This window comes from Nocardia brasiliensis IFM 10847, assembly GCF_000710915.1.
GTDB classification, from domain to species: Bacteria; Actinomycetota; Actinomycetes; order Mycobacteriales; family Mycobacteriaceae; genus Nocardia; species Nocardia brasiliensis_A.
In genome coordinates, this window is sequence record NZ_BAUA01000052.1 from 1 (window position 1) to 13,062 (window position 13,062).

Annotated in this window: 13 protein-coding genes; 9 read left to right on the plus strand and 4 right to left on the minus strand. The window is 68.4% G+C overall.

Annotated features, from left to right (window positions below; translation table 11 throughout):
* A partial coding sequence (locus NBRGI_RS11375) for a beta-ketoacyl-ACP synthase 3 (RefSeq protein WP_036558541.1) occupies positions 1-876 on the minus strand: 876 nt, incomplete at its 3' end.
* A gap of 257 nt (positions 877-1,133) precedes the next feature.
* Here NBRGI_RS11375 and NBRGI_RS11380 point away from each other — a divergent pair.
* The 7 genes from NBRGI_RS11380 to NBRGI_RS11405 all read left to right on the plus strand — a co-directional run bounded on the left by NBRGI_RS11380 (position 1,134) and on the right by NBRGI_RS11405 (position 6,338).
* A complete protein-coding gene (locus NBRGI_RS11380) occupies positions 1,134-1,406 on the plus strand; it encodes a GlsB/YeaQ/YmgE family stress response membrane protein (protein ID WP_014988714.1) in 273 nt (90 codons plus the stop codon).
* Between the two features lie 100 nt (positions 1,407-1,506).
* On the plus strand, positions 1,507-2,241 hold the full coding sequence (locus tag NBRGI_RS11385; protein WP_029895301.1) for a phosphatidylserine decarboxylase: 735 nt from the start codon (positions 1,507-1,509) through the stop codon (positions 2,239-2,241).
* Entirely contained in the window at positions 2,241-3,143 is a 903-nt protein-coding gene (locus NBRGI_RS11390) for a CDP-alcohol phosphatidyltransferase family protein (protein ID WP_029895303.1), read from the plus strand. The genes NBRGI_RS11385 and NBRGI_RS11390 overlap by 1 nt, the downstream gene beginning before the upstream one ends.
* A 94-nt stretch (positions 3,144-3,237) precedes the next feature.
* A complete protein-coding gene (locus NBRGI_RS50080; RefSeq protein ID WP_235210919.1) occupies positions 3,238-3,957 on the plus strand; it encodes a sigma-70 family RNA polymerase sigma factor in 720 nt (239 codons plus the stop codon).
* Positions 3,930-4,307, plus strand: a complete 378-nt coding sequence (locus NBRGI_RS50085) for a hypothetical protein (protein WP_235210920.1) — start codon at positions 3,930-3,932, stop codon at positions 4,305-4,307. The genes NBRGI_RS50080 and NBRGI_RS50085 overlap by 28 nt, the downstream gene beginning before the upstream one ends.
* Positions 4,308-4,400: 93 nt before the next feature.
* Positions 4,401-5,489 (plus strand): NAD(P)/FAD-dependent oxidoreductase, encoded by a 1,089-nt coding sequence (locus tag NBRGI_RS11400; RefSeq protein ID WP_029895305.1) that lies wholly within the window; start codon positions 4,401-4,403, stop codon positions 5,487-5,489.
* Between the two features lie 126 nt (positions 5,490-5,615).
* Entirely contained in the window at positions 5,616-6,338 is a 723-nt protein-coding gene (locus tag NBRGI_RS11405) for a Clp protease N-terminal domain-containing protein (RefSeq protein ID WP_029895306.1), read from the plus strand.
* Between the two features lie 225 nt (positions 6,339-6,563).
* Here NBRGI_RS11405 and NBRGI_RS11410 read toward each other — a convergent pair whose 3' ends face one another.
* Both NBRGI_RS11410 and NBRGI_RS11415 read right to left on the minus strand, forming a co-directional pair.
* A complete protein-coding gene (locus NBRGI_RS11410) occupies positions 6,564-7,238 on the minus strand; it encodes a suppressor of fused domain protein (RefSeq protein ID WP_029895308.1) in 675 nt (224 codons plus the stop codon).
* A 78-nt stretch (positions 7,239-7,316) separates the two neighbouring features.
* Positions 7,317-9,386 (minus strand): NAD(+) synthase, encoded by a 2,070-nt coding sequence (locus tag NBRGI_RS11415; RefSeq protein ID WP_036558532.1) that lies wholly within the window; start codon positions 9,384-9,386, stop codon positions 7,317-7,319.
* 87 nt (positions 9,387-9,473) lie between these two features.
* On the opposite strand from NBRGI_RS11415, the gene NBRGI_RS11420 reads away from it, so the two are divergent.
* Together NBRGI_RS11420 and groL are read left to right on the plus strand one after the other, a co-directional pair.
* Entirely contained in the window at positions 9,474-9,767 is a 294-nt protein-coding gene (locus NBRGI_RS11420) for a hypothetical protein (RefSeq protein ID WP_014988705.1), read from the plus strand.
* A 215-nt stretch (positions 9,768-9,982) separates the two neighbouring features.
* Positions 9,983-11,608: a chaperonin GroEL gene (groL, locus tag NBRGI_RS11425; protein WP_029895312.1), complete on the plus strand. Its 1,626-nt coding sequence runs from the start codon at positions 9,983-9,985 to the stop codon at positions 11,606-11,608.
* Between the two features lie 164 nt (positions 11,609-11,772).
* On the opposite strand, the gene NBRGI_RS48680 is transcribed toward groL, so the two are convergent.
* Positions 11,773-12,801, minus strand: a complete 1,029-nt coding sequence (locus NBRGI_RS48680; protein WP_200882153.1) for an SMP-30/gluconolactonase/LRE family protein — start codon at positions 12,799-12,801, stop codon at positions 11,773-11,775.
* Between the last annotated feature and the right edge of the window lie 261 nt (positions 12,802-13,062).

A 13,062-nucleotide genomic window follows, 5' to 3' on the forward strand; every position in this document is an offset into this window, starting at 1 on the left:
CTCCTCGATGTCGTTGGCCAGCGCGCAGTTCTCCGGCAGTTTCAGCACCCGGGCCATGATCTCGATGATCCGGCCGTTGGCCTGGTGCGGAATCATCGCGTTCAGGTCGTCGGTGGACAGCCCGGCGCGGTCGACGGCGTCGCGGCACACCTTCTCCAGCGAGTGCGCGGCCCAGCGGAACACCGCGGTGCCCTCCATCGCGAGGTAAGGGCGCACCGCGTCGGTGCCCTTCTCCTCGATCTCGCGGAAGAACTCGACCCAGTCCTTGTCCTGCCGGATCGCGTGACTCTGCGTGCCGTCCGAACCCCACACCGTGGGGCCGATGCCGGGCACGTCGGCGGGGCCGACGATGACGGCGCCCGCGCCGTCGGCGAACAGGAAGGCGGTGGAGCGGTCGGTGGGGTTGATCGTGTCGGTCAGCTTCTCCACGCCGATCACCAGCACGTGTGCGGCGGTACCGCCGCGTACGAGGTCGGAGGCCAGCGCGAGGGCGTGGCAGAAGCCGGCGCAACCCGCGGAGACGTCGAAGGCGGCCGAGCCGTTCATGCCGAGTTCGGTGGCGATCCGGGGGGCGGCGGCGGGGGTGAGCAGCAGATGCGTCGACGTCGCGACGATCACACAGTCGACCTGGTCGACGTCGATGCCCGAGGATTCGAGCGCGCCGCGGGCGGCCGCGACGCTCATGCTCTGCACGGTTTCGGAGTCGTTCGCGAAGCGCCGGGTCTTGATCCCGGACCTGGTCTGGATCCACTCGTCGCTCGAGTTGATCGGGCCCGCCACCTCGTCGTTGGTCACGACTCGAACTGGGCGGTATACGCCGAGCCCGAGGATCGCCGTGTGCTCTGCCCCGGTGGTCTGGGCGATTCGAGCAGCCATGTGCGTCTCCTATGTACCTGCGGCACCGCCGCCGGGTTGTCCTCGAAGCCTCGAATTGGAACCCTCATCAGCCACGCCCTACGGAACCGTAGACATGAGGCGACCTCATATTAGCCCGAGAATCGCCGTTTTGTCGTGCGTATTCTCACAAGCCCCGGGTATACCCTCGAAGCACGCCAAAAAGCTCCAGCGGCGTGAAACCCAACTATGTGCGGGCCGTCCTGCACGAGACGGCCGGCGCGGATTGCGAGGACACCATGCTCGGTCTCGGGATTATCGGGTGGATCATCATCGGCGGTCTTGCCGGGTGGATTGCCAGCAAGATCATGAAGACCGATGCCCAACAGGGCATCCTGCTGAACATCGTGGTGGGCATCGTGGGTGGCCTACTCGGTGGGTTCCTGCTGAAGGTGCTCGGCGTGGACGTCGAAGGCGGTGGCCTCTGGTTCAGCTTCTTCACCTGCCTCGGTGGCGCGGTGATTCTGCTGTTCCTCGTGGGTTTGGTCACCGGACGCAAAGTCCGTAGCTGACAGCCGTGCCACAGGCTCCTTTCCCGTAAGGTGTGAACGCTTGCGCCGGTCCTATCGTTGAAGGCGCAATCCGACTGCATCTAGCACGAAAGAGGAGCCTGTGGCCCGCCGTCCCACGCCGCCCGGCACGCCTGAACGCACCGGAGTCGGCCACGTCGCCGACCTGGTCCGCAATGCGATTCCCCCGTTGCATCCCGCCGGGCTTCCGTTTGTCGCCGCCCCGCTCGCCGTCGCCGTCGTCGGCGGTAAGCGCAAGTGGGTGCGCCGGACGGGACTGCTGGCCGCGGCCGCGTGTGCGACGTTCTTCCGGCACCCGAACCGGGTGCCGCCGAACCGTCCCGGCGTGGTGGTCGCACCCGCCGACGGCGAGATCGCGCTCGTCGATTCCGCCGCTCCCCCCGCGGAACTGGGACTGGGTGACCAGCCGCTGCCCCGGGTGAGCATCTTCCTGTCCGTGCTCGACGTGCATGTGCAGCGCACCCCGGTGTCCGGTGTGGTGCGCACGGTTCTGCACCAGCAGGGGCAGTTCCGCTCCGCCGACCTGCCCGAGGCCAGCGCGGTGAACGAGCGCAACAGCATGGTGCTCGACACCGCTGACGGCGAGCAGGTGGTCGTGGTGCAGATCGCGGGCCTGCTCGCGCGCCGGATCGTCTGCGACGCCCAGGTGGGCGATGTGCTGACGATCGGTGACACCTACGGCCTGATCCGCTTCGGTTCCCGGGTGGACACCTACTTCCCGGCGGGCACCGAGCTGCTCGTCGAGCCGGGGCAGCGCACCATCGGCGGCGAAACCGTCCTCGCGGTGCTCGGGTCCGCTTCCACCAGCGGTTCATGATGGAGGCGGCTGCTCCGACCCAGCGACGGCGGCGCCGCTCCATCCGGTTGCTGCCGAGCGTGGTGACCATTCTCGCGCTGTGCTCGGGCTTGTCCGCGGTGAAGTTCGGCCTGGACAACCAGCTCGACATCGCGCTCGCGATGATCGGCGCCGCCGCCGTGCTGGACACTCTCGACGGGCGGCTGGCCCGCATGCTCGACGCCACCACCAAGATCGGCGCCGAGCTGGACTCGCTGTCCGACGCCATCTCGTTCGGCGTCGCGCCCGCGCTCGTGCTCTACGTCACGCTGCTGCACACCGAGACCGCGGGCTGGATCATCGCGCTGTTGTTCGCGGTGAGCATCGTGCTGCGCCTGGCCCGGTTCAACACGCTGCTCGACGACGACACCCGGCCGGAGTGGGAGCGGGAGTACTTCGTCGGCGTGCCCGCCCCGGCGGCGGCGCTCATCGCGATGGTGCCGGTCGCGCTGTCGGTGCAGTTCGGTGACGGGTGGTGGCTCGGCTTCTACGCGGTCGCCGTGTGGACCGTGCTCGCCGCGGCACTGGCCGTGAGCACCGTGCCGACGCTGGCGATGAAGTCGGTGTCGGTGGCACCGCAGGCCGCGGCGGGACTACTGGTGCTGGTGGCGCTGGCCGCGGCGCTGCTGGTGACCTATCCGACCGTGCTGCTGCTGATCCTGGTCGCGCTGTACCTGTGCCACATTCCGTTCGCCTGGCACTCGCAGCGCTGGGTCGCCGCGCGCCCGGAGACCTGGCAGCACAAGCCCGCCGAGCGCCGCGCGCAGCGCCGGGCGCAGCGGCGTCCGGTGATCCGCCGCCCGGCGATCCGGGGTTCCACGGCGCGCCTGCGGCTGCGTAGGCCCGGTGCCAAAGAGCGCGGTATCGACGACCTCACCCGCTGACCGAACCCCTGGAAGTCCGGCCTCTTAAGGGCCGGGTTTCTCAACACTGGGATTTCTTAAGGACTTGGCAAGTCCGACCGAGAAGGCTCCCGGTATGGACACTCTTGCGACCGCCGGCGGCGTGGGCTTCGGAGGGTTCGGCATCGGCGGGTTCGGCGCGGCCCGCTTCGGCCTGAAGCGTCTGCTCGGCATCGAGCCCTCGTCCGGCGCGATGCGGGGACGCCTGTCCGCGCGGGGGAGCGGTACGGTCGTACCGAACGGCCGGACGCGGAGGAAGGTGGCGATGGAGCCGGACGGGTTGCGCGAATTCGTGGAGCACCGCCCGCGCCTGTTCGCGCTGGCCTACCGGATGCTCGGCTCGGCCGCGGAGGCCGAGGACGCCGTGCAGGAGACATATCTGCGCTGGGACGCCGCCGAGCGGTCCGAGATCCGTTCCGCGGAAGCGTGGTTGACCACGGTGCTGGTGAATCAGTGCCGCACCTGGCTGGTTTCGGCGCGGGCGCGCCGGGAGACCTACGTCGGCCCCTGGATTCCCGAGCCCGTGCCGACCGCGCGCGGCGAACTCGGCCCGCTGGAAACCGTGGAAGAGCGGGAACTGGTGTCGCTGGCGCTGCTCACCGCGATGGAGCGGTTGACGCCGGTCGAGCGGGCGGTGTTCGTGCTGCGCGAGGCCTTGGGTACGCGCACCGCGAGATCGCGGACATGCTCACCATCACCGAGGCCAACTCGCAGCAGATCTTTCGCCGCGCCGGGCAGCGGGTGCGCGAGGACCGGGCGCGTTTCGACGTGCCCTCCGCGTACGCGGGCGAGCTGATCAGCCGGTTCGTGCAGGCGGCCCGCAACGGGGACGTGGCGTCGCTGGAACAGCTGCTCACCGCCGACGTGACCGCGACCGCCGATGGCGGCGGCGAGGTCACCGCGGCGCGCAGGCAGATCGTCGGCGCGAACAACGTGGCGCGCTATCTCTGCGGTTTGCTGCGCTGGGCGGTGCCGGGCATGGAGGTGCACATCGAGGAGATCAACGGTGCGCCCGCCGTGGTCGCCCGGGTCGACGGCGCGCCGCTGATGGTGGCCGGCGTGGAATTGATCGGCGGTGCGATCGCCACGCTGCGACTGATCGTCAACCCGCACAAGCTGCGGTACCTGGCGGCGCCCGCGTCCTGAGCGGGGGCGTGACGCGCTTCACGGGCGTCTTTGTCATGGATCGTGGCGCTGTTCGGTCTGGTTGGTGTCGGCCGATCGAAAGGAAGTCACACCATGACCGGACAGCATCGGATCGTCGTCCTCGGCGCCGGATACGCGGGGCTGGCCGCAGCCCGGCGGCTCGCCCGCAAGGCACGCGGAGCCGAGATCACCGTCGTCGACCCGCGCGCGCACTTCGTCGAGCGGGTACGCCTGCACCAGCAGGCCGCAGGGCAACGCATTTCGGCCTGGGACATCAGAGAGCTGCTGGCGCGCAAGGATATCGGTTTCGTCCGTGCCCGCGCCACCTCGATCGACCCCGCGGATAAGCGGGTATTGCTCGATACCGGAACCGAACTGGGCTACGACACGCTGGTGTACGCACTGGGCAGCGTCGCCGATCTCGACGGTGTGCCCGGGGTGGCCGAGCACGCTTACTCGGTGGCGACACCGGAGGACGCGGATCGTTTCGTCGCGCCGGACGGGACCGTCGTCGTGGTCGGCTGCGGTTCCACCGGCATCGAATTGGCCGCGGAACTGGGCGAGTCCCGGCCGCAGGTGCGCGTGCTGCTGCTCGGCTCGGAGGCGCCTGGCGCGTGGCTCTCGCCGCGGGCGCAGGCACACATCCGCCGGGTGCTCGAGCAGCTCGGTGTCGAGATCCGTTCGGACGCGAAGGTGATCGAGGTGACCGAGCAGGGGGTGCGGCTCGCCGACGGCACCCTGGTCGAGGCCGCCGCGACTGTGTGGACGGCCGGTTTCCGCGTGCCCGACCTCGCGCAACGGTCCGGCATCGCCGTCGACGGCATGGGCCGGGTGCACACCGATGCCACGCTGCGGTCGATCTCGCATCCGCAGATCTACGCGGCCGGGGACTGCGCCGTGATGGCCGGGCCCGGAGACCGCGCGCTGCGCATGGCCTGCGCGACCGCGCTGCCCGCCGGTCGGCAGGTCGCCGACGCGATTGCCGCACGCCTGCGCGGTGCGCAACCGCACCCGCTGCGGTTTCGCTACGTCGGCCAGGCCATGAGCCTGGGCCGGCGCAACGGCATCATCCAATCGCTGCATGCCGACGATTCACCGGCCGGCTTCATACTGACCGGCCGGACCGCGGCGTGGGTGAAGGAGCGCGTGGTGCGCGCCGCGGCGCGCCAGACCCGTCCTTGAGCGAAATGGGCCGCGGCAGCGGGGTTTCCGGCAGCGGTGCGGTACTCCAGCACCGCTGTCCGGCGACCGAGACGAAATCGTCAACTTGGGGTTGACGACAGTGGATCGTCAACTTATCGTTGACGCATGACCTCATCAACGCCTCGCCTCGACGATCTGATCGACGGCATCAAGAAAGCCCGCCCCGACAATGTGCTCGACCAACTGTCCGACGCCGTAGTCGTCGGCGACCACCTCGGCGAGGTGGCCGATCACTTGATCGGCCACTTCGTGGACCAGGCTCGCCGCGCGGGCGCCTCGTGGACCGATATCGGCGGCAGCATGGGCGTCACCAAGCAGGCCGCGCAGAAACGGTTCGTGCCCAAGGGGCCCGCCGATGCCGCGCAGATGGACCCCAACGCCGGGTTCGCGCGCTTCACGCCCCGCGCCCGGGCGATCGTGGTGGCGGCGCAGGAGTCCGCCCGCGATGCGAGCAACGACCAGATCACCGTCGCACATCTGGTGCTCGGTCTGCTGTCGGAGCCGGAAGGCCTTGCGGTGAAAGAGATTCTCACCCAGGGTGTCGATCCCGCGGAACTGAAGGCGGCGGCGACCGCCGCGCTGCCCGCACGCGCGGACAAGTTGCCCGCGCTGATCCCGTTCGACGCCGAGGCCAAGAAGGCGCTCGAGCTGACCTTCCGTGAGGCACTTCGCCTCGGGCACAACTACATCGGCACCGAACACGTCCTGCTCGCACTGCTCGAACAGGAGAACGGCACCGGCATCCTGGCCGGGGCCGGGCTCGACAAGGCCAAGGTCGAGGCACACCTGGTGGAGGTGCTGTCGGTGATAGCGGCCGGAAAACAATGACCCGCAGACGGCCGAATGGCGCTGCGGTGGCAGCGGCCGTCTTGTTCGTAGTCGGCGCCGGACTGGTCGGCGGCTCTGCGGCGCGGCGTCGGGTTCGGTACGCGCAGTGGGGTTTTCGGGTGGTGTGGTCCGGGCGGTCCCGGCGGCGCCGGGCCATCCGTACCGCCCGGGCGCGGGGCGGGCCGCACGGCGCTGCTTCGTTCGGTCTGCCGCGGGCGGCCTGAGCTACGCCCGCCCGCGTAACCCGCCGCCCCAACGCGGCCAGCGCGCTTGGGGTTTCGGCTCGGAGATGAGCGAGCCGCGGCCGGTGTCGGTGACGAACAACGGTAGATGCGGGGCGAGTTGGTCGAGCACCGCGCGCGTGTTGCCGCCCTGCGCGGCGCGGTACTCCGTCATCGTCAACCCGACTATCTGCAGGAATCGCATACTGCCGTGCGGGGTTTCGATGGTGCCCAGCTCGGGATCGGCGGTGAAGCAGACCGCGTGGATGCCGGAGTCCGGCTGGTCGGCGGCGATCGGTCCGTTCGCTTTGATGGTGTGCCCGGGCTCGAACCACTTGCCGGACTGGAAGACATAGCGCGCCAGGTTCTGCAGGAAGTTCGCGGGCCAGGCGGGCGGCTCGGTGTCGGCGGCCGTGCGCACCAGCCGGAAGGTCAGCTCGAAACCCCAGCCGGATTCGGCCGGGTTGTCCCATTCCTTCTCGTACAGCTCGGTCATGCCGTAACTGATGTAATGCCAGTGCGGTACCGGCTCGGTCCGCGAATAGGCACTGATCCCGTCGAGCGGATCCGGCCCGCCGAGTGACCAGCGGTGATCGGTGGCCCAATGGAAAGGTTCGGTAGCGCCGTACAGCGGCTGCAATGCGTCGTCGATGGCCTTCCAGCCGGGTGCTTCACTCACACCGCCACCCTAAGTCCGCCGAGCCGACCGGTGCCGGGCGGATTGTGTTGCCGGGCAGCCGGTGCCGCGCCGCCCGGCTCACGGCACGTTGCGGGCGAGTTCGTCGAGCCAGGCCGCGGCCGACGCGTCGCTGGGCGCGCGCCAATCGCCGCGCGGTGAGAGCGAGCCGCCGGAACCGACCTTCGGCGCGTTGGGCAGGGTCGAGCGTTTGAACTGGCTGGTCTGCACGAATCGGCGCAGGAACTCGGCGAGCCAGTGCTTCACGGTGGGCAGGTCGTAGGCGTTGCGCTGCTCGACGGGAACCAGATCGGGCCAGCTGCCTCGACTCGGATCCGACCACGCGTGCCTGGCCAGGTAGGCGATGCGGCTCGGCCGATAACCGAAGCGCAGCAGGTAATAGAGGTGGAAGTCCTGCAACTCGTACGGCCCGACGGTGGCCTCGGAGCTCTGGCTCGGCGCCGTGCTGTCGCCGGCGTGCGGGGCGCCGGTGTCGGGCACCAACTCCGGTGAGATCTCGGTCCGCAGAATGGATCCGAGCACCTCGCCCGCGGCGGGCCCGAACTCGCCGGTGTCCACCGACCACGCGATCAGGTATTTGATCAGCGTTTTCGGCACCGAGGCGTTCACGCTGTAGTGCGCCATGTGGTCGCCGACGCCGAAAGTGCACCAGCCGAGGGCGAGTTCGCTCAGATCACCGGTGCCGAGCACCAGTGCGCCGTGCTGGTTCGCCAGCCGGAACAGGTGTGAGGTGCGCTCGCCCGCCTGCACGTTCTCATAGGTGACGTCGTACTGCGGCACCCCGTCCGCGGCCGGGTGCCCGAGGTCGCGCAGCATCTGCGTGGCCGAGGGCCGGATGTCGATTTCGCGCGCGGTGACCCCGAGCGCGTCCATCAGGCGGTGCGCGTCGGTGCGGGTCCGGGTGCTCGTCGCGAAGCCGGGCATGGTGTAGGCCAGTACATTCGCCCGGGGCAGGCCGAGCCGGTCCATGGTCTTCGCCGCGACGATGAGCGCCAGCGTGGAGTCCAGCCCGCCGGACACGCCGATCACCACGCGCTCTGTTCCGGTGGCGCGCAGCCGGGTGCTCAGTCCCGCCACCTGGATCTGGTGTACCTCGGCGCAGCGTTCGTTGCGCACCGCTGGATCGGCGGGAACATAAGGGAAGCGCTCGATTTCACGGCGCAGCGGCACGGCCGCGCGCGGGATCGGCAGGGTCACGTCGATGCGCCGCAGCCGCGCCAGCCGCTCCCGGTGATCGTGCACATTGTCGGCAAAACTGGTGGTGCGCAACCGATCAGCGGCCAGCCGTCGCAGATCGAGATCGGCGGTGACCAGCTGCGGCCGGTCGGCGAAGCGCGCACCCTCGGCGAGCAGGTCGCCGTTCTCGCATACCAGGGCTTGCCCGTCCCAGGCCAGATCCGTCGTCGATTCGCCCTGTCCCGCAGCCGAATACAGGTAGGCGGCCAGGTAGCGCGCGGAATGCGAAGTGCAGAGCGCACGTCGGTAATCGGCCTTACCGATGACGATATTGCTCGCGGACAGATTGACCAGCACGGTCGCGCCTGCCAATGCGGCATAACCGCTGGGCGGCAACGGAACCCAGCCGTCTTCGCAGATCTCGAGATGAAAAACGAAACCCGCGAGATTGTTCGCCGTGAACAACAGATCCGCGCCGAACGGCACCCGCTGACCGGCGATGGTGAGGTGCGTGTCGAGATTTTCCCGGGCCGCGGCGAATTGCCGCTTCTCGTAGAACTCCCGGTAATTCGGCAGATAGCTCTTCGGCACCGCGCCGAGTACCGCGCCCGCGCATATCGCGATCGCGCAATTGAACAGCCGCCCCTGGCTGCGCACCGGCGCGCCGACCACGAGCACGGTGTCCAGGTGCGCGGACGCGGCCACCACCTCGCCCAGGGCCGCCTGCACCGCGTCGTCCAGCGCGTCCTGGTGGAACAGGTCGTCCGCGGTGTAGCAGGACAGCCCCAGCTCAGGAAATACGGTCAGCACCGCGCCGTCGGCCGCGGCCTGCTCGGCCAGTCGCAGGGTCTGCGCCACGTTCTGCGCCGGATCGGCGACCCGCACCGTCGGCACGGCCACCGCCACCCGGGCGAAGTCGTGCCGGTAGAGCGAATCGAAGGGCAGGTCGTGCACGGCCGTCCCCCTTAGCGGAGAATATCGAAAATGATCATGATTCCCTTCTGCAATCTACGCTGCCCCGCGGCCCGCTAAGCTATAGCAATGGCGGATGAAACGGATTCCGACCTAATCGCGGGGGAACGACGCGCGGATCTGCTGCGTGCGCTTTCTTATGTGTCCACGGAGTCGCAGCCGGACGGCAGTTATGTCGTCAACGGCGACCTTCCCCCCGACGTGGCGCCTCCTTTTATCAGGGCGATCATGCGGGTCGAAGCGGAGTTGTTGTTGCACGACGCGGAGCTGGTCACGGTGGAGGGCGGCGAGCCGCGCACGCCGGAAGAACGCCGGACCGACGCATTCGTGGCGCTGGTGCTGCGCGTCGACGATCGCGCCTGAGTCGAGCGAACCGACCTTGCACTCGGCACCCCCGAGTGCTAGAAATGGCATTGGCACTCCCTACCGGTGAGTGCCAGGTCGGGACGGTGAGACCGGGTTCCATCGACACCCTCGGTCGTCCGTCGCGGGCACCGAACCTGGCCAGCGTAATGGGGCGATCCAACCTGCGGTCGTCCTGTGTGTCAGCCATATACATGGAGGATCTCAACAACGCCATGGCCAAGACAATTGCGTACGACGAAGAGGCCCGTCGCGGTCTCGAGCGGGGCCTCAATGCCCTCGCTGACGCGGTCAAGGTGACGCTGGGGCCGAAGGGTCGCAACGTTGTCCTGGAGAAGAAGTGGGGCGCCCCCACGATCACCAACGATGGTGTGTCCATCGCCAAGGAGATCGAGCTGGAGGACCCGTACGAGAAGATCGGCGCCGAGCTGGTCAAGGAAGTCGCCAAGAAGACCGACGACGTCGCGGGCGACGGCACCACCACCGCCACCGTGCTCGCCCAGGCGCTCGTGCGTGAGGGCCTGCGCAACGTCGCGGCCGGCGCCAACCCCCTCGGCCTGAAGCGCGGCATCGAGAAGGCCGTCGAGGCCGTCACCGCCAAGCTGCTCGACACCGCCAAGGAGATCGATACCAAGGAGCAGATCGCTGCTACCGCCGGTATCTCCGCGGGCGACTCGTCCATCGGTGAGCTCATCGCCGAAGCCATGGACAAGGTCGGCAAGGAAGGCGTCATCACCGTCGAGGAGAGCAACACCTTCGGGCTCCAGCTGGAGCTCACCGAGGGTATGCGCTTCGACAAGGGCTACATCTCGGGTTACTTCGTCACCGACCCCGAGCGTCAGGAAGCGGTCCTCGAGGATCCGTACATCCTGCTGGTCGGCTCGAAGGTCTCGACCGTCAAGGACCTGCTGCCGCTGCTGGAGAAGGTCATCCAGGCCGGCAAGCCGCTGCTGATCATCGCCGAGGACGTCGAGGGCGAGGCCCTGTCCACCCTGGTGGTCAACAAGATCCGTGGCACCTTCAAGTCCGTCGCCGTCAAGGCGCCGGGCTTCGGTGACCGCCGCAAGGCGCAGCTCGCCGACATCGGCATCCTGACCGGTGGCGAGGTCATCACCGAAGAGGTCGGCCTCTCGCTGGAGACCGCCGGCATCGAGCTGCTCGGCCAGGCCCGCAAGGTCGTCATCACCAAGGACGAGACCACCATCGTCGAGGGTGCGGGCGACGCGGAGGCCATCAAGGGCCGCGTGGCGCAGATCCGTGCCGAGATCGAGAACTCGGATTCGGACTACGACCGGGAGAAGCTGCAGGAGCGTCTGGCCAAGCTGGCCGGCGGTGTTGCGGTGATCAAGGCCGGTGCCGCGACCGAGGTCGAGCTCAAGGAGCGCAAGCACCGCATCGAAGATGCCGTGCGTAACGCGAAGGCCGCCGTCGAAGAGGGCATCGTCGCCGGTGGTGGCGTTGCGCTGCTGCAGTCGGCGCCCGCGCTCGACGATCTGACCCTCACCGGTGACGAGGCGACGGGTGCGAACATCGTGCGGGTCGCGCTGTCGGCGCCGCTGAAGCAGATCGCCTTCAACGCCGGCCTCGAGCCGGGCGTTGTCGCCGAGAAGGTCTCGAACCTCCCGGCGGGCCACGGCCTGAACGCCGACTCGGGCGTCTACGAGGACCTGCTGGCCGCCGGCGTTGCCGACCCGGTCAAGGTCACCCGCTCGGCGCTGCAGAACGCGGCGTCCATCGCGGCGCTGTTCCTCACCACCGAGGCCGTCGTCGCCGACAAGCCGGAGAAGGCCGCCGCTCCCGCGGGCGACCCGACCGGTGGCATGGGCGGCATGGACTTCTGAGTCCTGCCTCCCGGCAACACCTGCAGAAAACCGAAAGCCGGTCCACCCTCGGGTGGGCCGGCTTTCGGCTTGTCGCGGCGTCCCTTCCGCTTACTCCGCGACTTACTATACAGGTAAGCCTAACCTTAATTCCAGTCGGGTGTAACTACAGGGTCGGATTCCGGCTACCGCGAGCACGGCGAACGGCTCCGGCGTGCCCGGACCCAACGGGCCGCCCTTGTCGAATTGTGAGGAGACGGCCAGGATTCGGTCGTCCACCCGCACCAATGTGGTTGGCAGGGCCAGGGATTCGTCGGTGAACCGCGCGTCCAGGGTGGCGGTGGTCCCGTCGTCGGCGAGCGTCCAGCGCGAGATCGTCGCGGCCGTGTTCTGCACCGCCCACAGGGTGTGGTCGTGCAGGTCCAGCCCGTCGCCGAGGTCAGCTCGCTGCCGCGCAGCGCGACCTTGCGGATCTGGCCGATTGCGTTGGGGGTGAGGTCGATTCGGAACAACTCGCCCACGTGCATGTCGACGGCCAGTAGATAGCGACCGGCGGGGTCGGCCACGGTGCCGTTCAGGGTGAAATCGCTCGGAGCGTGCGGCGCCATCGCCGAGTTCAGGTCGAAGTGTGTGGTCAGTTCGGCCCGTCCGCCGTGCGCGGCGGTCGCGCTGACCTGATCGGCGGTCACGCGATAGATCACGCCGCGACTGGAATCGGTCAGATAGGCCGTGCCGTCCGGCGTGACGGCGAGGTCGTTGACGAATCTCGGCGCGGTGCCGGCGACGTCGAGGCGGGCGAGCGGCGCGCGAGTCGCGGTGTCGTACACGGTGACTCCGTCGGTCGAGTCCGTCACCCACAGGCGCCCCGCCTGGTCGACTTTCAGGCCGTTGGCGGTTTTACGGCCGTCGGCTCCCTCGGGGAGGAAGACCTCGGCGGTCGCGGTGCCGGGGGTGGCCCGGTAGATCGCGCCGCGGTGATGCGGGATGCCGACGCCCGTGCGGTTCGGGTCGAGCGTGCTGTCGCCGCCGGTTTCACCGACACCGAACGCGCCGCTCTGCAAGACCTGCTGACCCGCTGTGCCGACCTGTTCGACTCGGTCCGGCCCGAAACCTGGGCCGCCCCAAAGGGTTGACCGGTCGGCGCTTGTCCGGGCCGCCGGAGAGTCGAACGCCGGGTTGGTGGGGATCGCTTGTCGCTCTTGGCGTTCGGTCAATTCGGAGCGTATTCGCAGATGGGATGAATCCGGCAAAACCAGCGGACCAGTTCGCTTTATGAATAATTCTATCAATTCCCGTCAAAATCGTCCGCGCGTGCTGTGACCGAACTGTTAGAACCGTTTCGGCAAACATTCAGTGACAAGGCAGCTGTCCGCAATCCGCAGAAGTATCGGATGGTCTGAAAAACTGTTGTCCGTGCTCGGAAGGATTCCGTTAAGAGCTGCTCGTCCCGGTTTTCATAGGACGACATTGTGCGC

What these genes read in the sequence shown, in the direction of transcription:
- NBRGI_RS11380 (WP_014988714.1), top strand. Translation starts at nt 1,134, where the DNA reads ATGCTCGGTCTCGGGATTATCGGGTGGATCATCATCGGCGGTCTTGCC.
- groL (WP_029895312.1), top strand. Translation starts at nt 9,983, where the DNA reads ATGGCCAAGACAATTGCGTACGACGAAGAGGCCCGTCGCGGTCTCGAG.
- NBRGI_RS11420 (WP_014988705.1), top strand. Translation starts at nt 9,474, where the DNA reads ATGGCGGATGAAACGGATTCCGACCTAATCGCGGGGGAACGACGCGCG.
- NBRGI_RS11390 (WP_029895303.1), top strand. Translation starts at nt 2,241, where the DNA reads ATGGAGGCGGCTGCTCCGACCCAGCGACGGCGGCGCCGCTCCATCCGG.
- NBRGI_RS50080 (WP_235210919.1), top strand. Translation starts at nt 3,238, where the DNA reads ATGGACACTCTTGCGACCGCCGGCGGCGTGGGCTTCGGAGGGTTCGGC.
- NBRGI_RS11405 (WP_029895306.1), top strand. Translation starts at nt 5,616, where the DNA reads ATGACCTCATCAACGCCTCGCCTCGACGATCTGATCGACGGCATCAAG.
- NBRGI_RS11400 (WP_029895305.1), top strand. Translation starts at nt 4,401, where the DNA reads ATGACCGGACAGCATCGGATCGTCGTCCTCGGCGCCGGATACGCGGGG.